General features: G+C 42.8%; 22 protein-coding genes and 1 pseudogene. All 23 read left to right on the top strand.

All coding sequences use genetic code 11. From position 1 onward, the window contains the following. Positions 1-6: 6 nt before the first annotated feature. Positions 7-1,671 carry a sigma-54 interaction domain-containing protein gene (locus tag BM195_RS12820; RefSeq protein ID WP_090238906.1) on the top strand — a complete coding sequence of 555 codons (1,665 nt, stop codon included), beginning with the start codon at positions 7-9 and terminating at the stop codon, positions 1,669-1,671. Between the two features lie 19 nt (positions 1,672-1,690). Beyond that, positions 1,691-2,605, top strand: coding sequence for a ketopantoate reductase family protein (locus BM195_RS12815; RefSeq protein ID WP_090238903.1), 915 nt, complete (start codon positions 1,691-1,693; stop codon positions 2,603-2,605). A 300-nt stretch (positions 2,606-2,905) separates the two neighbouring features. Then, the gene (locus BM195_RS12810) at positions 2,906-4,054 is read left to right on the top strand and encodes an acyl-CoA dehydrogenase family protein (RefSeq protein WP_090238900.1); all 1,149 of its coding nucleotides are present in this window, start codon (positions 2,906-2,908) and stop codon (positions 4,052-4,054) included. A gap of 8 nt (positions 4,055-4,062) precedes the next feature. Then, positions 4,063-4,833, top strand: a complete 771-nt coding sequence (locus tag BM195_RS12805; RefSeq protein ID WP_090238897.1) for an SDR family oxidoreductase — start codon at positions 4,063-4,065, stop codon at positions 4,831-4,833. A 20-nt stretch (positions 4,834-4,853) separates the two neighbouring features. Continuing rightward, a complete protein-coding gene (locus tag BM195_RS12800; protein WP_090238894.1) occupies positions 4,854-6,836 on the top strand; it encodes a TRAP transporter permease in 1,983 nt (660 codons plus the stop codon). Continuing rightward, positions 6,833-7,840 carry a TAXI family TRAP transporter solute-binding subunit gene (locus BM195_RS12795; protein ID WP_090238891.1) on the top strand — a complete coding sequence of 336 codons (1,008 nt, stop codon included), beginning with the start codon at positions 6,833-6,835 and terminating at the stop codon, positions 7,838-7,840. Before BM195_RS12800 ends, BM195_RS12795 begins: the two co-directional genes overlap by 4 nt. Positions 7,841-7,864: 24 nt before the next feature. Next, a complete protein-coding gene (locus BM195_RS12790) occupies positions 7,865-9,478 on the top strand; it encodes a long-chain-fatty-acid--CoA ligase (protein WP_090238888.1) in 1,614 nt (537 codons plus the stop codon). A gap of 62 nt (positions 9,479-9,540) precedes the next feature. Continuing rightward, positions 9,541-10,314, top strand: coding sequence for an electron transfer flavoprotein subunit beta/FixA family protein (locus tag BM195_RS12785; RefSeq protein ID WP_090238885.1), 774 nt, complete (start codon positions 9,541-9,543; stop codon positions 10,312-10,314). Positions 10,315-10,338: 24 nt separating this feature from the next. Further along, positions 10,339-11,318, top strand: a pseudogene (locus BM195_RS12780) (electron transfer flavoprotein subunit alpha/FixB family protein). Positions 11,319-11,376: 58 nt separating this feature from the next. Continuing rightward, positions 11,377-11,778 carry a PaaI family thioesterase gene (locus BM195_RS12775; RefSeq protein WP_090238882.1) on the top strand — a complete coding sequence of 134 codons (402 nt, stop codon included), beginning with the start codon at positions 11,377-11,379 and terminating at the stop codon, positions 11,776-11,778. A 173-nt stretch (positions 11,779-11,951) separates the two neighbouring features. Next, positions 11,952-13,532, top strand: coding sequence for a long-chain-fatty-acid--CoA ligase (locus BM195_RS12770; RefSeq protein WP_090238879.1), 1,581 nt, complete (start codon positions 11,952-11,954; stop codon positions 13,530-13,532). Positions 13,533-13,593: 61 nt separating this feature from the next. Then, positions 13,594-14,769 carry an acyl-CoA dehydrogenase family protein gene (locus BM195_RS12765; protein WP_090238876.1) on the top strand — a complete coding sequence of 392 codons (1,176 nt, stop codon included), beginning with the start codon at positions 13,594-13,596 and terminating at the stop codon, positions 14,767-14,769. Positions 14,770-14,801: 32 nt separating this feature from the next. Then, positions 14,802-15,566, top strand: a complete 765-nt coding sequence (fabG, locus tag BM195_RS12760; RefSeq protein ID WP_090238873.1) for a 3-oxoacyl-ACP reductase FabG — start codon at positions 14,802-14,804, stop codon at positions 15,564-15,566. 17 nt (positions 15,567-15,583) lie between these two features. Then, a complete protein-coding gene (locus tag BM195_RS12755) occupies positions 15,584-16,033 on the top strand; it encodes a MaoC family dehydratase N-terminal domain-containing protein (protein ID WP_090238870.1) in 450 nt (149 codons plus the stop codon). Continuing rightward, the gene (locus BM195_RS12750; RefSeq protein WP_090238867.1) at positions 16,030-16,434 is read left to right on the top strand and encodes a MaoC/PaaZ C-terminal domain-containing protein; all 405 of its coding nucleotides are present in this window, start codon (positions 16,030-16,032) and stop codon (positions 16,432-16,434) included. The genes BM195_RS12755 and BM195_RS12750 overlap by 4 nt, the downstream gene beginning before the upstream one ends. 274 nt (positions 16,435-16,708) lie before the next feature. After that, on the top strand, positions 16,709-17,881 hold the full coding sequence (locus BM195_RS12745; protein WP_090238865.1) for a thiolase family protein: 1,173 nt from the start codon (positions 16,709-16,711) through the stop codon (positions 17,879-17,881). Between the two features lie 80 nt (positions 17,882-17,961). After that, on the top strand, positions 17,962-18,366 hold the full coding sequence (locus BM195_RS12740; RefSeq protein WP_090238862.1) for an acyl-CoA thioesterase: 405 nt from the start codon (positions 17,962-17,964) through the stop codon (positions 18,364-18,366). Positions 18,367-19,057: 691 nt separating this feature from the next. Beyond that, positions 19,058-19,921, top strand: a complete 864-nt coding sequence (locus BM195_RS12730; RefSeq protein WP_090238853.1) for a branched-chain amino acid ABC transporter permease — start codon at positions 19,058-19,060, stop codon at positions 19,919-19,921. 24 nt (positions 19,922-19,945) lie between these two features. Next, positions 19,946-20,902: a branched-chain amino acid ABC transporter permease gene (locus BM195_RS12725; RefSeq protein WP_090239021.1), complete on the top strand. Its 957-nt coding sequence runs from the start codon at positions 19,946-19,948 to the stop codon at positions 20,900-20,902. Between the two features lie 25 nt (positions 20,903-20,927). Continuing rightward, positions 20,928-21,692: an ABC transporter ATP-binding protein gene (locus tag BM195_RS12720; protein ID WP_090238850.1), complete on the top strand. Its 765-nt coding sequence runs from the start codon at positions 20,928-20,930 to the stop codon at positions 21,690-21,692. Further along, positions 21,685-22,392, top strand: coding sequence for an ABC transporter ATP-binding protein (locus tag BM195_RS12715; protein ID WP_090238847.1), 708 nt, complete (start codon positions 21,685-21,687; stop codon positions 22,390-22,392). The genes BM195_RS12720 and BM195_RS12715 overlap by 8 nt, the downstream gene beginning before the upstream one ends. A 39-nt stretch (positions 22,393-22,431) precedes the next feature. Continuing rightward, positions 22,432-23,622 carry an ABC transporter substrate-binding protein gene (locus BM195_RS12710; protein WP_090238844.1) on the top strand — a complete coding sequence of 397 codons (1,191 nt, stop codon included), beginning with the start codon at positions 22,432-22,434 and terminating at the stop codon, positions 23,620-23,622. Positions 23,623-24,068: 446 nt separating this feature from the next. Continuing rightward, positions 24,069-25,193, top strand: a complete 1,125-nt coding sequence (locus tag BM195_RS12705) for a zinc-dependent alcohol dehydrogenase family protein (protein ID WP_090238841.1) — start codon at positions 24,069-24,071, stop codon at positions 25,191-25,193. Positions 25,194-25,195 lie beyond the last annotated feature (2 nt).

Here is a 25,195-nt window from a genome sequence, read left to right as displayed (position 1 = left end):
AATGGGATGGTAAGTACTTATTCCATAGAAACAGTTCCATTCCCGGGAATTGTATTGGATCAAGATGACCGGGTTTGCACTTTTAACTCCTTGCTGTCATCACATATAGGGGAAGTGAAAGCAGGTGATCAAATATCGGATATTTTTTCTGTCTGGGAGAAGACCCCGGGAACTAAACTAGTGGATGCGGTTCATGATGGGAAGTCTTTTTTGTTTATTGAGAGCTGCCGGGAACAACATCACTTTTTCATTGGCATAGAAACCGCGTTTTTAGCAGAGCTGGCAAAGCAAAATAAAAAACTTGAAAAAATGAACAGAGAATTGGATACGGTTATTGAAAATTCCTACGACGGTATCTATATCACCGACAGCAAAGGAGATACCTGGAAGACAAATTCAGCTATCGAACGAATAACAGGTATACCGAAGGAGTACTACTTAAATAAGAATGTGGATGAGCTTGTCGATCGGGGTATCCTGAAGAATTCCGTCACCAAAAAAGTAGTAGAATTCGGGCGAACTGTGTCCTATGTACAGAAGAATTATGCCGGAAAGGAAACACTTCTGACTGGAACACCAGTTTTTAATGAAGAAAATGAAGTTGAAAAAATCGTAACGAATATCAGAGATCTCTCTGACCTCAATGAACTGCAGGAGGAACTGACGAAACTAAACCAGCTGAACGACAGGTACAAAAAGGAACTGTCCCACCTGAAAAATAAACACGTACAGTTGAGGAGCATAGTTACTCAAAGCAGTCAAATGAAAGCGGTTTATGAGACGGCAGAAAGAATTGCGGATATAAATGCCACTGTTCTTATTTTAGGAGAAACCGGTGTAGGAAAGGATGTACTGGCAAAATACATCTATGAAAAAGGGACGCGATCCAAGGAAGGAGAATTTCTAAAAATCAACTGCGGTGCAATACCCCCGGATTTACTGGAATCTGAATTGTTTGGCTATGAACCTGGGGCGTTTACTGGAGCAAGCCAAAAAGGAAAACCAGGAATGTTTGAGATTGCTGACAAAGGCATATTATTTATGGATGAAGTTGGAGAACTGCCGATAAAACTTCAGATTAAGCTGCTTCAGGTTCTCCAGGAAGGTGAAATTCAAAGAGTCGGGGGGCTCCATACGAAGAAGGTGGATGTGAGAATAATTGCTGCTACCAACAGGAATCTGGAGAAGATGGTGGCTGAAGGTGGTTTTCGTGAGGATCTGTATTACAGGCTGAAAGTTATTCCCATCCACATTCCGCCGTTGAGAGAAAGAAGCGATGATATTCTGCCGCTGGTCAGGCTATTCCTTAATCAGATAAACGATAAGTACCAATTGAACAAAGAATTTGACCAAAACTTAAAGGAATTTTTGCTTTCTTATGAATGGCCTGGAAATATCCGGGAACTATATAATCTCATTGAAAGAATGGCTGTAACGGCCAAAAGTGATAAAATTCCTATAGAAAACCTTCCACCTGAACATCATCAGGGTGTTTGGGAAACGAATGAAATCATTTCACTAAAAGAAGCTACTGAAGCAGCTGAACAAGAAATCATTTCAACTGCTGTAAAAAAACTCGAAAACACATATGAGGTAGCCAGAGCATTGAAAACAAGCCAGCCTACTATTGTAAGGAAGATGAAAAAATACAAAATTAAATTCGATCACTAATAGAAAAAGGGGAGAGACTATGAAAATCGGTGTAGCCGGGGCAGGTGCCGTTGGCAGTTTCTTTGGCGCATTATTGCACCAAGGAGGGCATGATGTCACATTCCTTGCAAGAGGGGAACAACTGGAGGTATTGAATCAACAGGGACTGGTAATCCAAGGAGAGTCCGAGAACATACGTATTGGCGGGGAATTCACAGGAGATCCATATGAATTGGCACAATCTGATCTTATATTATTCTGTGTCAAATCCAATGATACAGAACAAATGGCTAAACAACTTCATCCCATCCTGAAAGAGGATGCACTTGTCATAACATTGCAAAATGGAGTAGATAACGAAGGAAAGCTACAGGAAATTTTCGGGGCAAATAGAGTACTCTCAGCTGCAACGTATGTTCAGGTATCCATGAAAGTGCCGGGACAGGTATATCAGCGAGGAAGGGTGAAATTGGTTATAGGTGAATTGATCCCCAGAGCGTCTAGAAAAGCGAAAAAGATAACTGAAGAGATTCGCTCAGCCGGTATTGATACTCAATATTCCGGGAATATACTGGAACGGAAATGGCAGAAGCTGCTTTGGAATATTACTTTTAATCCTTTATCTGCGACGATTGAAGCAAAGCTAGGAGAGATTCTTGATTCAGCCCCATTGCGAAAGACTGCAGAGAATATATGCAGGGAGGCTTTGGCGACTGTTGCTGCAACAGGAATAACGATTGATCAAGAGAAGGCTTTTTCGACTATTTTTTCGAATGCAGAGCTGGCAAGGAGCCACCGAACTTCGATGTTACAGGATCGTCAGCGAGGGAAGAAGATGGAGGTTGAGTCCATGTGTGGCTATGTCGTCAGAAAAGCTCGGGAGTTAGGGGTGCCTGCTCCAACATTGGAAACAATCTATTATCTGCTTACATTTATGAATGAAAGAAATCAGTGAACAAATTGAATAACTGTTTAGCGTCATAAACCTTACAATCAATGCTGTGAGGTTTATTTTATTGGCGTAATGATTCAATTTTGAATCATTTAATTCATTTTTAAATCACTGTAGGATGGCTATTTTACATATTTTTAATTCAATTATGAATTCGATATCATAAATACAAATATTAAACACGGTTTAGAATTTTTTACGTATTGTTTTGAAAGCGTTTTCTGTTGTTTTTGTTTTCTTTGTGTGAAAGTTGGCATAATTTTTGCTTCTTATATTATGAAAACACTTAAAAGGAGGATAATCATGACGGTGGCAATAAATGATGAACTAGAACAAATGAAGACAATGATAAAAAACTTTGCAGATAAAGAAGTCGATTATTATGCTCAGCAGATTGAAGATGAAGATATTCTACCACAGCATTTGATTGAAAAAGCAAAAGAACTTGGGCTTTTTGGTATCAGCATTCCGGAAAAGTATGGAGGAATTGGATTAAATGCAGTTGGAAAAACGAATGTATTGGAACAATTAGGAAGGACACATAATGGTTTTGTTTCCCTGATAAGTGCACATACGGGAATAGGGAGCACAGGAATCGTCAAAATGGGGTCCGATCATTTAAAACAAAAATATCTTCCGGATATGGCTGCAGGTAACAAGATAGGGGCGTTTGCACTCTCCGAACCGGGAGCGGGATCCGATGCTACTAATCTGGCTACCCAGGCGGAAAGGCAAGAAGATTACTGGATCCTCAATGGAACCAAACATTTTATTACCAATGCCCCAATAGCTGACGTATTCACTGTTTTTGCCTTAACAGATAAAGAAAAAGGGGCAAAAGGCGGTATTACCGCGTTTCTAGTGGAAAAAGATTTTCCGGGACTCATAATAGGCAAAAAAGACAAGAAAATGGGACTGCGTGGATCTGCCACAGCGCAACTTATTTTTGAAGACTGTGTTGTACCACATGAAAATGTGATTGGTGAAGTGGGCATGGGTTATATGAATGCATTAAAGATACTTGGTGAAGGCAGGATTGGACTGGCATCAAGGGCAGTAGGATCCTGTGACAAGTTGATAGAATTATCTGCTGCTTATGCAAAGGAAAGAGAGCAGTTTGGAAAACCAATTGCCAGTAATCAGGCTATCCAATGGATGCTTGCTGATATGGCAACTGAAACGGAAGCGGCTCGAACGTTGACTATGAATGCGGCAGAAAAGATCGATGAAGGTAAGAAAGTAATTAAAGAGGCATCAATGGCAAAACTGTTTGCTTCAGAAGTATTCAATAAAGTTGCTGATAAAGCATTACAGATTCATGGTGGCATTGGCTATATAGGTGAATATGCAGTTGAGCGTTTCTATCGGGATGCACGTATCACTAAAATCTACGAAGGAACCAATGAAATACAGCGTTTGATTGTGGCAAGAAAAATCTTAGAAGAAAATTGAGGTGGATAATGAATACGTTTGATTTATTTCAATTAAGAGGTCAAGTAGCTCTCGTGACGGGGGGTGGAAGAGGATTAGGTTTTCAAATTTCAGAAGCATTATCCGACGCAGGCTGTGCTATTGCTTTGTGCTCAAGAAAGTTAGAGACTTGTGAAGATGCCGCACAAGTATTGAAATCTAAAGGTGTTGATACCAAAGCTTATCAGTGTGATTTGGGAAATGAAGAGGATATTAACCGGGTCGTGAATGATGTTATTGAAGACTTTGGAAAGATAGATATTCTCGTAAATAATAGTGGCACCACTTGGGGAGCCAACGTGGAATCCATGCCCCTGGAAGCCTGGGAGAAAGTAATGAGAGTGAATGTTACTGGAACGTTTCTTATGTCGCAGGCTGTAGGCAGGTTGATGATTGAACTAGCGTCCGGCAAGATCATCAATATTGCATCTGCAGCTGGTTTGAAAGCGGAGCCTCCGGAGGTACTCAATGCTATTGGTTACAGCACCAGCAAGGCAGCAGTTGCGCATTTCACCAGAGACCTAGCAAGAAAATGGGCACACCACGGTGTTTATGTTAATGCGATTGCACCAGGTATTTTTCCGACGAAAATGACAAAGGCTGTTCTGGATCGGACTGGTGATGCCATCGTGGAAAAGAACCCGCTTAACAGGATTGGGGATGAAGATGCTATTAAGGGTACAGCTCTTTTGCTGGCGACCGAAGCAAGTGATTTCATGACAGGGCAGGTTCTGAGTGTGGATGGTGGGAGCACTTTATAAAGGAACGGAGGTGAGATCACATGAGTGCGAATGAAGCAAATCGTAATAAGATTGATACGATGATTGAGGAAAAATCTGCTTATGTGGAAGAGATTTGGAAAAATAGAGGGGAGAGATGGAATTTTTCCAGGTTCCTTGTTCTGATTATTTCCTTACTTGCGATCGGGTTGTCCATCTTTCATATCTATACGGCAGGATTTGGCACATTGCCTTCGTGGCAGCAGCGGAGTATTCACGTGTTATGGGCAATGTTATTAATCTTCTTGTTGTTTCCGTTTCGTAAGGGGAAAAGCTTTGGAATTTTTGATATTTTGGTGGTTTTACTGACGCTGGTGACCTCGTTTTACATGATAACTGAAGCGGAACCCATCCAGAGCAGACAAGGTAACATCAATGGCACGGATATACTGTTTGGAACTTCATTCATTTTTCTTGTTCTGGAGGCTACCAGAAGAACGAACGGTATTCTGATGGCATCAGTGGGGATATTCTTTCTGGTTTACACCCTGTTCGGACAGTATTTTCCGGGAGCATTGGCGCATCCCGGGATCCGGTATGAAAAAATGGTTGACCATATGTTTAGTGGAACATTGGGAATATTTAGTGCACCCATATACGTTAGTTCTACGGTATTGATTCTGTTTGTTATTTTTGGCGCATTCCTAATACGGTCAGGTGGAGGGCAGTTCTTTACCGATGCTGCATTTGGCTTATTGGGAAACAAGACGGGAGGTCCGGCACTTTCGTCCATTGGATCAAGTGCATTAGTGGCAACAATTACAGGTAATGGAGCAGCAAATGCAGCGATTACCGGCTCTTTCACGATTCCATTAATGAAAAAGCTGGGATATCATAAAAGGTTTTCGGCCGCCGTGGAGGCAGTTGCCTCACAAGGGGGGCAGATTATGCCGCCAATAATGGGGGCTTCGGTGTTCATAATGGCTGAAACCATTGGCATCCCTTACATTCAATTGGCACTATTTGCATTAATACCCGCTGTCATCTATTTTTTCATCGCAGGCATGGTTGTGTACTACCATGCCAAACGATTGAAGATGACCGGTATACCAAGTGAACAGCTGCCTGATTTAAAAAAAGTATTGCTGAAACAGGGATATCTGTTTTTGCCGATTATCATTATCATAGCACTAATGATTTATGGTTACAGTCCAATGAAAGCAGGCTTCTATGCTACCGTTGCAACTATCATCTTAAGTTGGGTCCGTAAAGCGACAAGAATGAGTTTACTAGATATCCTTGCAGCATTGGAAAATGGTACAAGAAACGCACTTACGGTGGTAGCAGCTTGTGCCACAGCCGGTATTATCGTTGGAGCAGTTTCTTTGACAGGACTTGGCATTACTTTTTCAAGATTTGTTATTGATGTGGCGGGTCAGAACCTATTACTTCTTCTGTTCCTGGTAGCTGTCGCCTCTATCATTATGGGAATGGGAATGCCGACTGTTTCTGCATACGTCATCCTGGCGGTGTTGGGAGCTCCGGCACTTATTGATATGGGAGTGAACGTAGTTGCTGCTCATATGTTTGTTTTTTACTTTGGTGTTCTTTCCGGGCTGACTCCGCCGGTTGCCATTACAGCTTATACAACAGCTGGAATAGCTGGATCGGATCCGCTCAAAACAGCCTTTTACGCAATTAAAATCGGACTCGGCGGTTTCTTCGTACCGTTCATATTTGCTTATAATCCTGTTTTGTTGATGCAGGGAGGGGATCTGGCAGAAATTGCAGTCGCTGTTGGAAGCGCTTTTATAAGCTGTATCTTTTTTGCAGCAGCGTTGGAAGGCTATCTATTTGGCGAATTAGAAGTACTTAAAAGAGTATTTAGTATGGGGGCGGCCGTATTGCTAGTAACACCTGGGTTTCTGGGGGATATTCTTGGGTTGGCACTGGCAATGGAATTGTTTCTATGGCAATGGAGAATTCGGAAGCTAAATTCAGAAAAGGAAACACAATTTATTGGTAAAAGGAAGGTGGAATCATGAAAAGAAGAATTGTTTATGCGGTTGTCGTGATGATGGTTGTCCTATTGCTTGGAGCATGTGGAGGAGAACAGTCATCTGGTTCAGAGAATAAGCCGACAGCACCAGATAAGTTTTTACAGATTGGCTCAGGTCCAATGGGTTCAGGGTGGTACCCCATCACTACTGCAATGACGGAAATATACTCAGAATATTTCGATGGATTGAATGCCACCCAGCTGGAAGGCGGTTCCACAGCAAACCTGAAATCCCTGGATGTGGGGGATATACAGATTGGGCTTAATTACACACCGGATTTTATCTCTGCTATGGAAGGCGGGGACGGATTCGATAAACCAATTGAGGATCTTGCTGCGATTGCAGCCATTTATCCGGTCTACCAAACGATTGCTACCACAGCGGAAAATGAGGATATTCATTCGATTGAAGATATTGTTGATAAGCATATTTTTCTTGGTCCTAAAGGTGGCGGAGGACCAGTGGCATTTTGGAAGATGATGGCGGAATACGGGATTGATGAACAGACCATAGAAGAGGCAGGCGGAAAGGTTTCTTATGGAAATTATTCCGATGGCGCATCGATGTTGAAAGATGGGAATGTGGATGTGTTTCTCGGAGGTGGGGCCCCATTCATCCCGGCTTTACAGGAAATTGAGATAACCAGCCCTATTAAGGTTATTCCGATAGACGAAGACAAAATAGAAAGCATCGAGGAGAAAGGACTCGGAATCACGGCGGGTGCCTTGCCAGGGGGTACTTATAAAGGACTAGAAGAAGAAGTCCCGACATATGTCATGGAAACTATGATAACGGCGGATTCTAATCTGGATGAAGATTATGTGTATAACCTGACCAAATTTTTCTGGGAAAACTTGGATACCTTTGAAGAGCAGGTCCCCGAGCGGGCTGAGAATTTCACTTTGGATACTGCTTTGAATGGAATAGACCCGGAAAAATTACATCCGGGAGCAAAAAGATACTATGAGGAAAACGATTTGATCGAATAATCTTAAATGGAGGTTGAAAATTCTTTGCAACATCTAGAGGAACGAAAATGGTTTAAATCTTATCCGGCAGATATGAAAAAAGAACTTAATATTCCAGTGGTATCTGTGTATTCCCTTTTGGAAGATACCAGCAAACAATACCCGGGTCGAATTGCTGTTATCCAGGATAACGAAAAAATCACATATAAGGAAATGAAGGAAAAGGCAGACCGGCTTGCAGGCGGCTGGATTGAGCTTGGCTTAACAAAAGGGGATAGGATTGGGCTGATGGTCTCGAACGATCTAGGGTATATAATTAGTTATTATGCTGCCATGAAACTTGGTCTAGTGATTGTTCAAATTAACCCCCGTTATACAGTAAGGGAGCTTTTACAGATAGCCAACGATGCTGAAATGGTTTCCATCGTAGCTGAAGAGAACACGGTTGAAAAAGTCAGGCAATTAGATGGGGTTTATCCATTCCGGAATATTTTTGTAATAGGATCTCCCGATGAAGCATCTATTTCTCTTATGTCGCTTATCAAACAGTCACAGAAACTGGAAGAAAAGAAACCAGTTAATCCGAGGGAGGACGTGGCTGTTATCCAATATACCGGCGGAACATCAGGCATCATTAAAGGAGCGATGCTGACACATTACAATCTTGTAGCCAATGTCGTTCAAAGTTATGCCATGTATGGAAAAGATATGGAGTTTGGAAAAGAGATTGTGCTGACCGCTACTCCGTTATATCATGTGTATGCTATGACGAGTGGTATGAATCTGGGAATCTATATTGGTGCCACCAATCTTCTCATCAAAAAATTCGAGGTGGATGATGTGCTGGAGAAAATCAGAGATTACCAGCCTACCTTTTTTCCAGGTGTTCCCCGTATGTATAATGCATTCATTAATCACGAAAGGGTTTGGGAATACGGACTTGACTGCCTGAAGTTTTGTTCCAGTGGTTCAGCTCCATTGCCAGTAGAAGTGATCCGTAAATTTGAAGAAATCACTGGTGCGGTCATTGGAGAGGGATTTGGGTTGTCAGAGGCTTCACCATCTACCCACCGAAATCCTTCAAAGGGAATAAGGAAAGTGGGAAGTATTGGTATTCCAATGCCAGAAACAGACAGTAAAGTGGTAGATGAGAAAGATAGTGAACTCCCGGAGAATTCCGTTGGAGAATTGGTAATCAAGGGACCGCAAATCATGAAGGGCTATTGGAATAATGAAGAAGAGACAAAAAAAAGCCTGAAGGGAGGGTGGCTATACACTGGTGACTTGGCTATTCAGGATGGGGATGGATACTTTTTCATCGTTGGCAGAAAAAAAGAAATGATTATTAATGGCGGCTTTAATGTCTATCCCCAGGAGGTGGAGAATGTCCTATATGAACATCCTGACATTGAGGAGTGTGCGGTTGCTGGCATTCCTGACCAGGAAAAGGGGGAAGTAGTCAAGGCATATATTGTTCCGATAAAAGGAGTATCTATTGATTTGGAAGAACTAAAGGGATTTTGTTATAGAAGCCTCACGCCCTATAAAGTACCGAAGCGGTTTGAGGTTATAAATGAACTGCCGAGAAACAATGTAGGTAAGGTACTGAAACGTAAGCTGGTGGATGAAAGGCAGAAAAGAGAGAAGGGATGTAAATGAGTTTTGAAGGTGTAATACCGGAAAGGACTTTATCCATCTAGTTAGCGAAAAGGAGTGGGAAGATGAATATCTATGTTCTATTGAAAAAAACTTTTGATACCGAGGAAAAAATCAAAGTCACCGATGGACACATTGAGGAGAACGGGGCTGAGTTTATTATCAATCCGTATGACGAATATGCTGTAGAGGAAGCGATTATAAAACGGGATGAACTTGGTGGAGAAGTGACCGTCGTTACGATTGGTGATGATGAATCGGAAAAACAATTGCGTACAGCTCTGGCAATGGGGGCAGATAAAGCGGTGCTAATCAATACTGAAGAGGACCTGGAAGATGGAGATCAGTCGACAACAGTAAAAATTCTGGAATCCTTTTTTGAAGATAAGGAAATCGACCTGATACTTGCTGGTAATGTAGCCATTGATGAAGCGAGTGGTCAGGTTGGTCCAAGGTTGGCAGAAGCCCTTGATATTCCACACATTACTACAATCACCAGCCTGAAGGTTAATGGAGATATTGCCAGCATTGAAAAGGATGTTGAAGGGGATGTGGAGGTGGTTGAGAGTGTATTTCCGCTGCTCGTCACCTGTCAACAGGGATTAAATGAACCTCGTTATCCTTCCTTACCGGGTATTATGAAAGCAAAGAAAAAGCCGCTGGAGGAATTCGAAATTGATGACCTTGATCTGGAGGAAGAGGAGCTGGAGCCGAAGACAGCGACAATTGATATCTTTCTGCCTCCGGAAAAAGAGGTAGGAAGAGTGCTCGAAGGAGAAGTGGACGATCAGGTGAAAGAACTCATTACCTTATTGAGGGATGAAAAGAAAGTACTATAAATACCAGATGGAAGGAGAATTACAGTGAGCAAACTATTAGTATTTGCTGAAAGCAGGGAAGGAACACTGCGGAATGTTTCATTTGAGGCGGTAGCAGCAGCAAAAAAAATCGATGCAGATGCAGAAGTTGTTGTGGGAGTCATCTTTGGGGCTGGAAATTTCAAGGAGCAAGGGGATGAAATCATTCGTTACGGAGCAGACCGTGCGATTACTGTGCAACATGAAAATCTGGAAAACTATACTTCTGAAGCTTATGGGCAGGCAGCAATGGCTGATATTCAGGAAGAATCACCGGACGGAATCGTAATGGGACATACTTCCATCGGTAAAGATCTGACACCAAAGCTGGCACCAAAGCTGGACAGCGGGCTAATATCAGATGCAGCTGATATCAATTACGATGGAGACAATGTTACTTTCATACGGCCAATTTATTCCGGGAAGGCTTTCGAGAAGAAGGTCATTACAGAAGGGTTAACATTCGTGACCATTCGTCCGAATAATATCAAACCACTCGACCGGGATGAATCCAGAAGCGGGGAAGTAGCGGCTTAGAACGTGGATATAGGGGACATCCGCACCATTATCAAGGATGTCATCCGTAAAGCTTCTGAGGGAGTAGACCTGTCTGAAGCGAATGTGATCGTCGCTGGTGGCCGAGGTGTGAAAAGTAAGGATGGATTCGAACCGCTGTATGAACTGGCTGAAGTACTGGGTGGTGCAGTAGGTGCCTCACGTGGTGCATGTGATGCAGCGTATTGTGATTATGCCTTGCAAATAGGCCAGACAGGGAAAGTCGTGACACCAGATTTGTATATTGCTGTAGGAATCTCAGGAGCCATCCAGCATCTTGCGGGTATGTCCAACTCCAAGGTGATTGTAGCAATTAATAAGGACCCAGAATCAAATATCTTTAATGTGGCTGTTACGGTATCGTAGGTGACTTGTTTGAGGTGCTGCCGAAACTTACCGAAGAACTGAAGCAGTTAAAAGTAAGTGTTTAGTGAAGAGTCTGACTGGACGGAATGATAGGTAAAACAGAGTAGGAAGGTGAAGAACAGTTTGGCCAAATTAATTGAGGATGTACGGAAAAGTTTTGAATCCAGCCCATTCTTTTTACATATCGGCTTTGAAATCATCGAGTTCAGGGAAGGTAACGTTCTCTTGAAACTGCCAATCAGAAATCAGTTGTTGAATGCCAATGATTCTTTGCATGGCGGGGTTCATGCAACTATGCTGGATCTTGTATTGGGCATGTGCATCCGGTCCACGACCAAGACAAGGTGTACGACCATCAGCCTGAACATTAATTATCTTGCTCCCTCTACAGAAGGTGATGTATATGCAACAGGAGAAATCCTGAAACAAGGATATCGTATAGTAACAGTAGAGGGGGAGATGAAGGATGAGAATGGGAATATACTAGCTAAGGGATTGGGGACTTATAAGTTGATCAGAGATTAACTGAGAGAAAGTTTAGCGTTATTGTTAAAACGCTTCTTTGCTAAAAGGAATTGAAAAAATGTATTGTAATTTGGATAGGATTTGATATAATAAATACCAAATATTCAGAACATACTAAACGGTCAATATGTTTCTGTGAACAAAAAAGCATAAAAAGCAAGGAGGGTTTGTTAATGGAAAAACCATGGCTAAAGTATGTAGCCGAAGGAACTCCTAATGAAATAGAGATCCCTGAAGTCTCTCTGACACACATATTTGAGGAATCTGTTCGAAAGTTTTCCGACTATACTGCTATTACCTTCAGTGGTAATACCTATACTTACAGACACCTCAACCAGTTGATTAGGAATGTAGCAGGATCTCTGAGAAATTTGGGGGTAAATAAAGGAGATAGCGTGGCACTGATGCTGCCAAATTGTCCACAGTATCCAATCAGCTATTTTGCAGTTTTGATGTGCGGTGCCACGGTGGTACAGGTCAACCCTATGTATAAGTCTTCTGAACTGTTGCATGTCCTGAATGATTCCGGAGCCAGGGTGATGATTGCATTGAATAAATTGCTCCCCGGTGTCAAAGAGGTGATGAACGATACAGAAGTGGAGGCCCTTATTCCGGTATCCATTGAAAGCGATTGCAAATTCGATGAATACATGAGAACTCAGGAATATCGGGTTCCGGAGGTTTCCATTAACCCGAAAGAAGATATAGCGGTCCTGCAGTATACGGGCGGTACAACCGGCCGTTCCAAAGGGGCTATGCTGACCCATTATAATTTGGTGGCGAATACGCTTCAGAGTTATGCAACCTCCCAGGTCCGAACCCGGATTGGAGAGGAAAGGGTCCTAAGTATCTCCCCCTTGTTCCATGTATATGGGATGACTAGCTGTATGAATTTAACCTTCTATATCGGGGGAAACCTGATCCTGACTCCCAAGTTTGACGTGGAGCAGACAGTGGAGATTATCGAAAATACCAAACCAACCATCTTTCCCGGCGTACCGACCATGTTCATTGCTTTATTGAATTATTATAAAGAGAAGCAATTTGATTTAACCAGCCTCAGAACATGTACCAGCGGTTCTGCTCCACTGCCTGTGGAAGTCCTGAATAAATTCAATGAAACGAGTGGTACCAACGTAGCAGAAGGGTTTGGTCTATCTGAAGCGTCACCGGTCACCCACCGGAATCCGATTACCGGCCTTCAGAAGCCGGGGAGCATCGGGATCCCGATTCCTAATACGGACGCAAAAATCGTAGATTCCGCTTCCGGGGTGGAAGAGCTGGAAATCGGGGAAGTCGGTGAGTTGGTAATCAAGGGACCTCAGATTATGAAAGGCTACTGGAACATGCCGGAGGAAACGGACAATGTTCTTAGGGATGGATGGCTGTTTACCGGTGACTTGGCAAAAATGGATGCCGACGGATTTTTCTATATTGTTGGGCGAAAAAAGGAAATGATCATCGCCAGTGGCTATAATGTCTACCCGGTGGAAGTAGAAGATGTCATTTATACCCATCCAAATGTTCTGGAAGCTGCGGTGATCGGCGTGCCAGATAAATACAGGGGTGAAACGATCAAAGCAGTCATCGTGCCCAAAGACGGGAAGAATTTTGATGGTGAGCAGTTGATTGCATACTGTCGGAAGAGATTGGCGGCGTATAAAGTACCACAGTCTGTGGAGATTGTTCGTGAACTGCCAAAAACTACTGTAGGGAAGATATTAAAAAGATCGTTGATTGAAACATATTCATAGGTAACCGCACATATGAGATACCAACTAATTCGTATGTAGATATAAATTGGAGGTTAACAACATGTATTTAAGACTGACAGATGAACAGAAAATGGTTCAGGAAACCATTCGTAAATTTGTGGAGAATGAACTGATCCCTTTGGAAAACGAAGTATTAAGGAATGAGAGAGAAGGGAGGCCAAGTCTGTCCCCTGCAAAACTAGAGGAGCTCCAGCGAAAAGCGAAGGAATCTGGGTTCTGGGGAATCAATACACCGAGCGAGTATGGCGGGGCTGATCTTGGACAGATGATGCAGGCCATTGTGTCCATGGAAGTTGCTAAAACGTTCGTTCCTTTTACTTTTGGAGGCTCTGCGGATAACATCCTTTACTACGGCAATGAAGAACAAAAGGAAAAATACCTGATTCCAACCATTAATGGGGAAAAGAAGTCATGCTTTGCCATGACTGAACCAGATGCTGGATCAGATACCCAAAACATAAAGACAACTGCGGTAAAGGACAGAGATGAATGGGTGATTAACGGAGAGAAGACGTTTATCACCGGTGGAAATGAGGCAGATTTTGTGATGGTTATTGCTGTCACCGACAAGGAAAGACATCAGCAGACTGGAAGAGAAGGTGTGACCTGCTTTATCGTTGACAGAGATATGGGTTGGAAATCCGAATATATCGATACGATGGGAGAATGGGGTCCAGCTGCTCTTATTTTTGATAATGTAAGGGTTCCTGAGGAAAATATTTTAGGAGAACTGCATGGCGGCTATAATCTTGGACTGGAATGGATCGGGTTTGCAAGATGGATTGTCGGCGCAAGGGCGATCGGAGCAGCAGAACGTTTATTGCAGATGGCAATCGATTATTCCAAGGAACGAAAGACATTTGGCCGGCCGATTGGCGACAGACAGGCAATACAGTGGCAGATAGCAGATTCAGCTATAGAGATAGAGGCAGCGAAATGGATAGTGCTTAACGCGGCATTCACCCTTGATCAGGGAGAAGATAACCGGCATATTGCGTCCATGGCCAAGTTATATGGGTCTAATATGGGTAACAGGGTGGTTGACCGAGTAATGCAAATCCATGGCGGTATGGGTTACACGAGGGAGCTGCCAATTGAGCGATGGTACCGTGAAGCAAGATTATGGAGAATCTATGATGGTACAGATGAGATCCAGCGCATGATTATTGCACGGAACTTATTAAAAGGTCATGTAAAAGTAGGGCAATTTATCTAATTTTAATTTCTAAATTTCTGGGAGGTATAAAAATGGCTGGAAGATTTGAAGGAAGCGTCGTACTGGTGACAGGAGGAAGTCAAGGTATTGGAAAAGGGGTTGCACTGAAATTCGCCGAAGAAGGGGCAAAGATTGCCATTCTTGATATTAATGAAGAGGCTCTGGGAAAGGCTGAAAAAGATTTTAAAGAACAAGGCTATACCATGCTGACGAAAAAAGCAAATGTTGTAGAAGCAGAGGAAGTAGAAGCAGCTGTTGAGGAGGTAGTGAATACCTTTGGTAAGCTCGATATCCTGGTCAACAATGCGGGAATCATCCGTGACAATATGTTATTCAAGATGAAAGATGATGACTGGCAGCAGGTAATGGATGTTCATCTGAAAGGATCATTTAACGCCTCGCGGGCTGCCCAGAAATACATGGTAAAACAGAAGTATGGCAGAATTATCAATATCTCTTCTACCTCCGCGCTCGGAAATCGAGGACAGGCGAATTATTCCACTGCGAAAGCAGGACTGCAGGGATTTACCAAAACACTGGCCATTGAACTTGGTAAATTTGGTATTACGGCAAATTCCGTAGCACCGGGTTTTATTGAGACTAATATGACCAAAGCGACAGCTGAGCGGATCGGTGTTCCATATGAAGACTTCGTAAAAGGTGCTATCAGTAAGATACCAGCAGGCAGAAGCGGGAAACCCGAGGATATTGCCAATGCGGTTGCCTTCTTTGCGGATGAGAATTCATCCTTTGTCAATGGGCAAGTCATTTACGTTGCAGGCGGGCCGAAAGATTAATAGAAAGGAGCCGTTTTATGTATAGAGATATGATCGGAAGAAAATCTGAAAAGGTGAAAAATGTGGTAGAGCGGGGGCATGTCCGGCGGTTTGCAGAGGCCATCGGAGATTTGCATCCCATTTATGTGAATGAGCAAACTGGAGAGAACTCCAGGTTTGGCAGGAACATTGCACCCCCGACATTTCCCAGGGTTTTTGACTACGGTACAGTAGAAGGGCTGAACTTGCCAAAGAAAGGCTTGATCCACGGCGAGCAGAACTATCATTATGAAAGACCATTACTGGTCGATGAGGAAATCTACTGCTATACCGAAGTGGAAGATTACTATGAAAAATCGGGAAGCAATGGACTGATGGGATTTCTCGTCGTCAAGAGATATGGAGAAGATGCCCGCGGAAACGTTGTTTTCACAGAAGAAATGATTACTATTATCACTGAAGCAGTAAGGAAGGCGATGAATGTATGAAAAACTTAACAAGGTTACATACAGGTGAATCTCTGGATGATGTAACACTTGAGCCTGTGATTCGGATGGATTTGATCAAGTACTCAGGAGCTTCAGCAGACTTCAACCCTATTCATACCATCGATGAGGAAGCTAAAAAGGCCGGACTGCCCGGTATTATTGCCCATGGGATGTGGACGATGGGCAATCTGGCGAAGCTTTTTACCCCTTACTATGAAGAAGGGTTTATCGAGGATTACCAAATCAGATTTTCCGGGATGGTATTCCTTGATGATGTACTCACATTGAAAGCGGAGGTAGAGGAACACACGGATTCGTACCTGGATTTTCGTGTTTGGACCGTGAATCAGAAAGGAAAAGTCGTAATCAAGGGGAAGGTCCGTTTTTCCACGTATGACTGACAGATCGATGAAAGCGTGTTCCCTGGAGTGGGAGAGCAATCTATAAAAACATGGAGTGTCAGCCACAGGGTTTGAATATTCCGATAAAGTAAAAGATTATCAGAAAAAGTTGAACGATTCTATGGAAAATGATATTTATACGAATGAACGTAGCCATGTGGAACAGCTTTGGCTGACTCCGCTCATTTAACTGGAGAGACGATTGTTGTAGACGGCGATTTGAATACCATATAAAGGTGGATAACTGAGCTAAGAGGGGAGAGTGGAAACATAAATGAGTAGAGAAGCTGTAATCGTATCGGCAGTCCGGACGCCAATTGCCAGGCAGGGTGGTGCACTGGCATCCGTACCTGCCCATGTGTTCGGAGCAGAAGTGATAAAAGAGGCAGTGAAGCGGGCAAAGATCACGCCGGAATCCATTGATGATGTAATTTTCGGCAATGTCTTAAGCGGCGGAGGAAATATTGCACGTCTGACTGCACTGCAATCGGGATTATCGACAAACCTGCCGGGCCTGACCGTTGACAGGCAATGTGGTTCAGGAATCAATGCAGTGGCACTTGCCGCTCAGGCAATTCGGGCTGGAGAAGGAGATGTGTTTATTGCTGGTGGAACGGAAAGTATGTCACGGGCTCCGTATTTGATGGATCGACCTTCTAAGGCTTACAGTCCGGCCTTGCCAAAGTTTAGAAAATCCCAGCTTTCACCGGAGGAAATAGGGGACCCGCCTATGGGAATCACTGCGGAAAATCTGGTGGACCAGTACAATGTTTCCAGAGAGGAACAGGATGAATTTGCACTAAGAAGCCAGCAGCGGATGGCAAACGCAATCGAGGAAGGACGATTCGATGAACAGATTGTTCCAATTACGGTCCCTGTTCGAAGAGGAGATTCCATTGTCTTTGAGAGAGATGAACACCCACGACCGGATACAACTATGGAAAAACTGCAAAAGCTGCCACCGGCCTTCCGTGATGGAGGAAGTGTGTCTCCAGGAAACAGTTCCGGGCTCAATGATGCGGCTTCCGCTCTTGTTATTATGTCCAGAGAGAAAGCAAACCAATTGGGGCTTACATCGCTTGCAGTAGTAAAGGCTTCTGCTGTATCCGGGGTAGATCCAAATATGATGGGAATCGGTCCGGTTCCTGCAACTAGAAAAGTAATGGATAGATCCGGACTGAAGCTGGAAGAAATGGATCTCATTGAGATTAATGAGGCATTTGCAGCACAAGTGATTGCCTGCGACAGAGAGATGCAGATGGATTTTGAAAAAGTTAATGTAAATGGGGGTGCCATTGCCCATGGTCATCCATTGGGGGCCACAGGAGCAATTCTGGTCACCAAGGCTGTTCATGAACTGCAAAGATTCGGAGGAAAATACGGGTTGATAACCGCCTGCATCGGCGGCGGGCAAGGCATTGCTGCTATAATCGAAAGAGATATGTGAATCTGTAATCGACAAGAGTCTAGCGGTTAAAGCATCGTCAGTAATAACATACTGACTGGTAGGTATGAAGGAGGTAATAGATGGCTTCCCATGAAATAAACGTTTACGTCCGGTTTGCAGAGACAGATGCTGCCGGTCATGTAAATAATGTCAGTTACTTCCTGTATTTCGAAGAGGCCCGGACCAAGCTCTTTCAGGAAATATGTCCAGAACGGGGGGATTCCCTTAATTTCATCTTGGCTTCGATCTCCTGTGACTATGTCTCTCAGGCATACCCCGGACAGAGACTGAAACTGTTGACGGACGTGGAAAAAGTGGGAGGGAAGAGTTTTACTGTCTCCCATACCATGATCAATCTGGAGACGGCGATGACTGTGGCAAGATCCCAGGCCGTTACAGTCTGTTTCAATTATGAAGAACAAAAAACGATCAATATTCCGCATGAAGTGCGGAGCAGGTTGGAGAACTACCTAGTTGCACAATAAAAAGTCAGTATTTTCATCATCTGCCAGCAGATCTATTATCGATGGAAGAAGGAGGCTGACACAGGATAAGCGTTTTGCAAACCAGGATTCCTATGTGTATAACCTGATTCAGTACGCGCGGGAGACAACAGCAGTCAAGAAAAGGTTGGTTATAATGTTCTGTTGACCACTGGTATAACAAGATTGTAGTTAACCTGGCATAATGAGTTCCCCAGACAAGAAAAAAGATAACAGGGAAAAAATGAAAGCGCTTTTATCAACTTGGATTGCGCAAGTTTTTTCTAACCATGTTCAGGTACGGTGAAGATCATCGATGGGGCAAAAGCGGGATGATTAGTATTTCTTAGTATAAGGTATGGCATGTGGAGAGCTCGAATCATTGCTAAATAAACACCCTGAAGTTCAGCAGCTATGTGTTTTCCAGAAAGGGAGAATCTGTAAAGCTATTATTATTCTGAAACTAAAAAAGATGACGAAATTGTCAAATGGCGAACATATGGCTGCACATACAACTAACTCCGGCAAGTTGAAGTCGAATGTAGAAAAAAGCTGCCGCAGCTACCAATGCAATTTTGAGAAAGCTGCTGAACGAAGAAATGTATGAATTTACAACAAATATGATCGGGACTGGGAAGCGAGGGGACACCTTCTTCTTTTCCAGTGTAGTTAACTTAAAAAGGAGGAGGAAAGAGTGGATATATTATTACAGCAACTTTTTAATGGTCTGACTATAGGAAGTGTATATAGTCTGGTTGCATTAGGACTTACGCTAGTTTATGGTATCCTGCATATTCCCAATTTTGCACACGGTGCCTTATATATGCTCGGGGGATATTTAACATTGACAATGATGGTGTACTTCGGCATGAACTATTGGGTGTCCATCCTTATATCTATACTGACAGTAGGGTTGATAAGTGTGCTGATGGAGCGTATTGTCTTCCATCCGTTGCGGCATTCCACCCCAATTCAGCATAAGGTGGCTGCCATTGGTATTCTTCTTTTCTTGGAAGCTGTGGCACAGCTGATTTGGGGGCCAGATTTCAGAGAAATGTCGACACCTTATGGTCAAGCGGTCACTTTGGGTGGTGTTACTTTTACATGGCAACGATTGATTATAGTTGTCTCAGCCATTGGAGTAATGGTTTTGCTCTATTTGTTTTTAAAAAAGACGTTTACGGGTTCTACGATTATAGCAATGGCACAAAACCGGGAAGGGGCTTCATTGGTTGGCATAAATACAAACAAAGTGGCAATCCTTACATTCTTCGTAGCAGGTGCCTTGGCTGCAATTGGTGCTTCACTGTCTTCACCTATTAATCTGGTTTTTCCAGGTATGGGTCACCTGGTTATACTAAAAGCTTTCGTCATTATTATTATCGGAGGAATGGGGAGCATTCCCGGTGCCATTCTAGGTGGCTATATCCTCGGGTTCGCGGAAAGTATTGGGGCGACCTATATTTCCGCTGACTATAAGGATATCATTGCTTTCGTTCTGCTGATTGCTATACTATCCATCAAACCACAGGGTATTTTTGCAAAGGGGGTAGCTTAGGTGAGAGTCATACTTAATAAAAAAATGCTGATTGTGAGTTTGATTGTCCTTGCCATACTTTTTCCTTTGTTTGTTCCGAACCAATACTATATACACATTTTGACATTGGCTTTTATCTGGACAATCGCAGTATACGGATTGAATCTGATTTCCGGATTTACAGGATATCTATCTCTTGCCCAAGCCGGTTTCTTTGCCATAGGTGCCTATTCACTTGGTCTGCTAACAGTCAAGGCGGGAATGAGTTTTTGGTTGGCCTTTATTCTTGCTCCGCTGATTACAAGTATATTTGGATTGTTAATCGGTTTGGTAGCATTAAGGACGAAAGAACACTTTTTTGCGATCTATACGCTTTGCGTCGGTTATATCATCTACTTAGTTATCGATAAATGGGATCGTTTGACAGAGGGAGTAAGGGGATTGATGGGGATTCCGTCACCTGCTGATATCGGGCCCATTTCATTTTCCACACCGTTAGGTCAATACTATTTTGTATTCGTAGTACTTCTCTTGGTGATCTTTCTCGTATACAGGATTGTAAATTCATTAACGGGAAGGTCTTTTATTGCTATCCGTAATAGTGAGCAATTGGCCCAATCATTGGGGATTTCAACAATGAAAAATAAACTGACCTCTTTTGTGCTCTCCACTTTTTTTGCAGGTGTTGCAGGGGCTTTGTACGCGAGTTTCATTCGTTTCATTGGACCGGAAATATCTTATACAACCGTTGTCTTTGATTTGTTGACTTATATGATTGTCGGCGGAATCGGTACGTTGTCGGGGCCATTAATTGGAACATTGCTTATTGTGTGGTTGTCCCAGAATCTTCAATTCCTTCAGGATTACCGTATGTTAGTTTTTGGCCCTTTACTTACAATGCTAATTATATTTTCACCAGGAGGGATTGTCGGTTCTTTTCACAGTTGGCAATTAAAACGTCAAGAAAGAAAAAGACTCAACACTGGAAGCTTAAACAATTAGTATATCGGGGGAGAGGGGTCATTATATGTTTTTGGAAACCAGTAACCTGACAAAAAAATTTGGCGGATTGACGGCAATCAATGGAGTGGATTTTTCTGTTGATAAGGGGAAAATCAATGCCATTATAGGCCCGAACGGTGCTGGTAAATCGACGTACTTTAATTTGATTACCGGTGTGCACCATCCAAGTTCCGGAAAGGTATTCTTCAAAGGGAGGGACATTTCTACCTTTCCCGCCAATAAAATAGCAAAGCAGGGTTTGTCTCGTACTTTCCAGACAACCAATTTGTTTGAAAAGGCGACTGTATTTGAAAACGTTGTGGTCGGACATCGTCTTAGGACAAAATCCAATCTGTTTGATGCAGTTTTTCGCACAAAAAGAGAAAAAGAGGAGGGGGAGAAATGTAAGGAAAAGGCTTTAAAGGTATTAGAATATGTCGGACTTTCAGAGATTACAGACATGGTTGTGGCTAATATTTCCCAAGAAGAAAAGAAACGGGTTGCCTTTGCTTTGACTTTAGCAACAGATCCCGAAATAGTCTTTTTGGATGAACCAACAGCAGGAATTAATCCGGATGAAACGGAAAAACTCTCGATTCTTATTGAAAAAATGGCTCATGAAGGGATTACTGTCTGTCTAATTGAACACAAAATGAGAATGATCATGAACATGGCCGATAAAATCATGGTACTTGACTATGGAGAGAAAATTGCTGAAGGTACACCAGAGAAAATTAAAAGTAATGATGAAGTCATCGAAGCATATCTAGGGGGGGATGCAAGTGCTTGAATTAAGGGGAGCTACAGTGAATTATGGCAATTTTTCGGCGGTGCAGCAAGCAGATATTTCCGTGGAAGAAGGAGATATAGTCGTGTTACTTGGTGCCAACGGTGCAGGAAAAAGCACAACATTCCGCGCCATCAGTGGTCTAGTGAGGCTGGTATCGGGTGAAATCTTGTTCAAGGGCGATTCGATAGACGGGAAATCACCAGATAAAATTGTCCAAATGGGTATTGTACAGTGTGCGGAGGACAGGAAGTTGTTCCCACAGATGAGTGTGGAGCAGAACCTAATGATGGGTGCTTATGTCCATCGTAAAAACAAAAAACAAATCAGGAAGTCATTAGAAGAGGTTTATGAGCTATTTCCGATTCTCTATGATAAACGTACAAATTTTGCTCACTCTTTAAGTGGTGGGCAACAGCAAATGTTGGCAATTGGCAGGGCTTTAATGTCTAAGCCCAAAGTGATGCTTCTCGATGAACCATCAACAGGCCTTGCCCCGTTGGTAGTTGAGCAGATGTTCAAAAGCATTCAGCAGATTAACAATAATGGAACCACAATTCTTCTAGCTGAACAGAATGCAAAAGTAGCGCTTAGCATTGCGACTAAGGGATATGTTTATGAAAATGGCAGCATTGCAGTTGAGGGGAAACCTAAGGAATTGTTTTCCAATGAGAAAGTAAGAAAGGCATATTTAGGTGCGTGAATTTTACTAAATTAATTCTTGAATTCGGGAGGTTAAACTATGAAACATGTTGGCGTTATGTTCATGTTTGGGTTACTTTTATGTGTACTATCTGCTTGTATTGATTCAGCTGGTAATAACGGAGAGGAATCGGCTGAAGCGGATAACGGGGAGAATATCGTAAATATTGGATTCAGCGGCCCGTTGAGTGGGGCTTCAGCCTATTATGGAGAAAATGTCTTAAATGGGTTGAATCTTGCTGTAGATGAAATCAACGAAGAAGGTTTTGAAGTTAACGGGGAAACATACCGGTTAAATGTGGTGGCTTTGGATGATGAATATCTGCCGAATGAGACAGCATCCAATGCCCGCCGGATGGTACAGGAAAATGATACACCTATTATCTTCAATCCGCATAGTGGAGGGATCTCTGCCCTGCAGGTATTTAATGAAGAGGAGAATTTCCTGATTGGTGGCTATTCAAGTGAACCAGCGATTACCGAAACGGGAAATTCACTTACCATTCGTATCCCTCCGAGCTATGATGGCTATATAGAACCGTTCACAGCGTATTCTATGGAACGATTTGGGGATAAACTTGCAGCCCTTCCTCCAGTAACTCAATATGGAAAAGATTGGGCAGAAGCTCTGTTGCCACATTGGAAAGAAGAAGGGGGAGACGTTGTCTATAATTCCTCCATTGATTTTTCTAAAGATACAGATTTCTATACTATCTTAACCAATGCACTTGAGGAGGATCCGGATGTATTATTCATTGGTGGCCCTTCTGAACCGACGGCTAAAGTGGCACAACAGGCAAGGGATCTGGGATTTGAAGGCGGATTTATTGTGATGGATCAGGCAAAATTAGATGAAATGAAGAATCTTGCCGAATCGAATTCCTATGAACCATTTGAAGGGTCCATTGGAACCATGCCGCTGGTTAATGCGGATTATCCAGGAGTTCCCGCCTTTGTAGAGAAATACCGCGAAGAATATGGAGAAGCCCCCGGTTCTGAAGCAGGTTTTCATTATCTTACTATGTATATTTTTGTGGAAGCTATGAAGGCTGCAGGAACTGTAGAAGACGCTGAGGAAATCCGTGCGCATATCCAGGATGGACTAGATGAATTGCCGGAAGATAAAAAGGTATATGTTATTCCCTCCATTGATGAGAATGGCGGCTTTGAAATAGATGTAAGATACGGTGCTGTGGAAGACGGTGACATTGTACCATATGAAGGAGAATAATCATTACTATTTCAACTTCACAGCTAAAAGCGTAAATAATCCTGATATGAAGAGATATTTTCAAAAAATTGCACAAAAATACATCACGATTTGGTAAAATGTAGTCATCACAAAAATAACCAGAACACAAAGGGATGTATTTAGCGTACTATTTTACCAGATTCTTATTAAAAAACGATACGAATTCATACATTAAACGCTTTTTCAGGGAAAATATACTGGGAAATGCTTTATAGGATGACGAGGTTTGTTCATTGGGTTTTTCCGGTTTATTTTCTCCCTTGCTCTACATGGCAACCATCTTTGTCGCATCCTTGACTTAAGCCGCGTACAAGGTACTCCTGAAAAAATATAGCTGCTTAATAATCCGTAAGATGATCAGATAGAGAAACCCACGGTTGTAATAAAAAAATCTTGAATTCACGATGAATAGGAGGTTTTAATCTATGAACATCAAATCAGCAGTTCTGCGCGAATCAGGAGTTGAGCCACCATATGAATATAGCCGCCCTTTAAAAATAGAAACACTGGAATTGGATCCGCCGCAGCAAGGTGAAGTTTTAATCCAAATAAAGGCAGCAAGTCTCTGTCATTCGGATTTGTCGGTGATTAATGGCTCAAGACCGCGCCCCCTGCCAATGGCTCTGGGACATGAAGCAGCCGGTGTTGTGGTTGAAACAGGTGAGGATGTCAATGACTTTAAACCTGGCGATCATGTTGTTTGTGTATTTGTTCCGAGCTGCGGACAGTGCCTTCCATGTAAAGAAGGCCGTCCCGCATTATGTGAAATAGGGACAAAATCAAATAGTGAAGGAACATTGCTTAATGGCGGAAGGAGACTTCATGCTGGTGAAGAGAAGATCTATCACCATATAGGCGTATCTGCTTTTTCCGAATACGCTGTTGTCGCTGAAAATTCATTAGTCAAAGTTGATAAGACTATTTCATTTGAAAAAGCCGCTTTATTTGGCTGTGCAGTAATAACGGGTGTCGGTGCTGTCGTGAATACTGCTGGCATAAAGATGGGAAACACTGTTGCTATTGTAGGTCTCGGTGGCGTAGGTTTAAGTGCACTTATTGGGACGGTTGCTGCTGGAGCGAGCAGAGTAGTGGCAGTGGACATTAATGAAACAAAACTGGCTAGGGCAAAGGAATTGGGAGCAACAGAGACATTTAATTCTAAAGATGAGGACGTTATCGAGCAAATCCACAAGTCAACAGGCGGTGGTCTGGATTATGTATTTGAAACAGCAGGGGCAGTGCCTGCTATGGAGGTTTCTTACGGAATTACGAAGCGCGGAGGAACGACAGTAACCACAGGATTACCGCACCCGGAACATCATTTTTCCTTTCCTTATGTCAGTCTGACAGTGGAAGAAAAGACCTTGAAAGGTTCTTATATCGGCAGTTGTGTACCAGACAAAGATATACCAAGATTCATTAGCCTGTTTAAACAGGAGCGCCTTCAAGTGGATCAATTAGTGACGGAAACAATCCCGCTTGAGAAAATTAATGAAGGATTTGATAAACTGGCAAAGGGAAAGTCTTCCAGAATAATTATTACATTCTAGCT

This window comes from Lentibacillus halodurans (assembly GCF_900112045.1).
Lineage (GTDB): Bacteria > Bacillota > Bacilli > Bacillales > Amphibacillaceae > Lentibacillus > Lentibacillus halodurans.
This window is presented reverse-complemented; position numbering and strand designations above follow the sequence as displayed.

What these genes read in the sequence shown, in the direction of transcription:
- BM195_RS12720 (WP_090238850.1), top strand. Translation starts at nt 20,928, where the DNA reads ATGTTTTTGGAAACCAGTAACCTGACAAAAAAATTTGGCGGATTGACG.
- BM195_RS12820 (WP_090238906.1), top strand. Translation starts at nt 7, where the DNA reads ATGGTAAGTACTTATTCCATAGAAACAGTTCCATTCCCGGGAATTGTA.
- BM195_RS12770 (WP_090238879.1), top strand. Translation starts at nt 11,952, where the DNA reads ATGGAAAAACCATGGCTAAAGTATGTAGCCGAAGGAACTCCTAATGAA.
- BM195_RS12745 (WP_090238865.1), top strand. Translation starts at nt 16,709, where the DNA reads ATGAGTAGAGAAGCTGTAATCGTATCGGCAGTCCGGACGCCAATTGCC.
- BM195_RS12750 (WP_090238867.1), top strand. Translation starts at nt 16,030, where the DNA reads ATGAAAAACTTAACAAGGTTACATACAGGTGAATCTCTGGATGATGTA.
- BM195_RS12710 (WP_090238844.1), top strand. Translation starts at nt 22,432, where the DNA reads ATGAAACATGTTGGCGTTATGTTCATGTTTGGGTTACTTTTATGTGTA.
- BM195_RS12805 (WP_090238897.1), top strand. Translation starts at nt 4,063, where the DNA reads ATGAATACGTTTGATTTATTTCAATTAAGAGGTCAAGTAGCTCTCGTG.
- BM195_RS12800 (WP_090238894.1), top strand. Translation starts at nt 4,854, where the DNA reads ATGAGTGCGAATGAAGCAAATCGTAATAAGATTGATACGATGATTGAG.
- BM195_RS12795 (WP_090238891.1), top strand. Translation starts at nt 6,833, where the DNA reads ATGAAAAGAAGAATTGTTTATGCGGTTGTCGTGATGATGGTTGTCCTA.
- BM195_RS12765 (WP_090238876.1), top strand. Translation starts at nt 13,594, where the DNA reads ATGTATTTAAGACTGACAGATGAACAGAAAATGGTTCAGGAAACCATT.
- fabG (WP_090238873.1), top strand. Translation starts at nt 14,802, where the DNA reads ATGGCTGGAAGATTTGAAGGAAGCGTCGTACTGGTGACAGGAGGAAGT.
- BM195_RS12725 (WP_090239021.1), top strand. Translation starts at nt 19,946, where the DNA reads ATGCTGATTGTGAGTTTGATTGTCCTTGCCATACTTTTTCCTTTGTTT.
- BM195_RS12740 (WP_090238862.1), top strand. Translation starts at nt 17,962, where the DNA reads ATGGCTTCCCATGAAATAAACGTTTACGTCCGGTTTGCAGAGACAGAT.
- BM195_RS12810 (WP_090238900.1), top strand. Translation starts at nt 2,906, where the DNA reads ATGACGGTGGCAATAAATGATGAACTAGAACAAATGAAGACAATGATA.
- BM195_RS12755 (WP_090238870.1), top strand. Translation starts at nt 15,584, where the DNA reads ATGTATAGAGATATGATCGGAAGAAAATCTGAAAAGGTGAAAAATGTG.
- BM195_RS12815 (WP_090238903.1), top strand. Translation starts at nt 1,691, where the DNA reads ATGAAAATCGGTGTAGCCGGGGCAGGTGCCGTTGGCAGTTTCTTTGGC.
- BM195_RS12705 (WP_090238841.1), top strand. Translation starts at nt 24,069, where the DNA reads ATGAACATCAAATCAGCAGTTCTGCGCGAATCAGGAGTTGAGCCACCA.
- BM195_RS12785 (WP_090238885.1), top strand. Translation starts at nt 9,541, where the DNA reads ATGAATATCTATGTTCTATTGAAAAAAACTTTTGATACCGAGGAAAAA.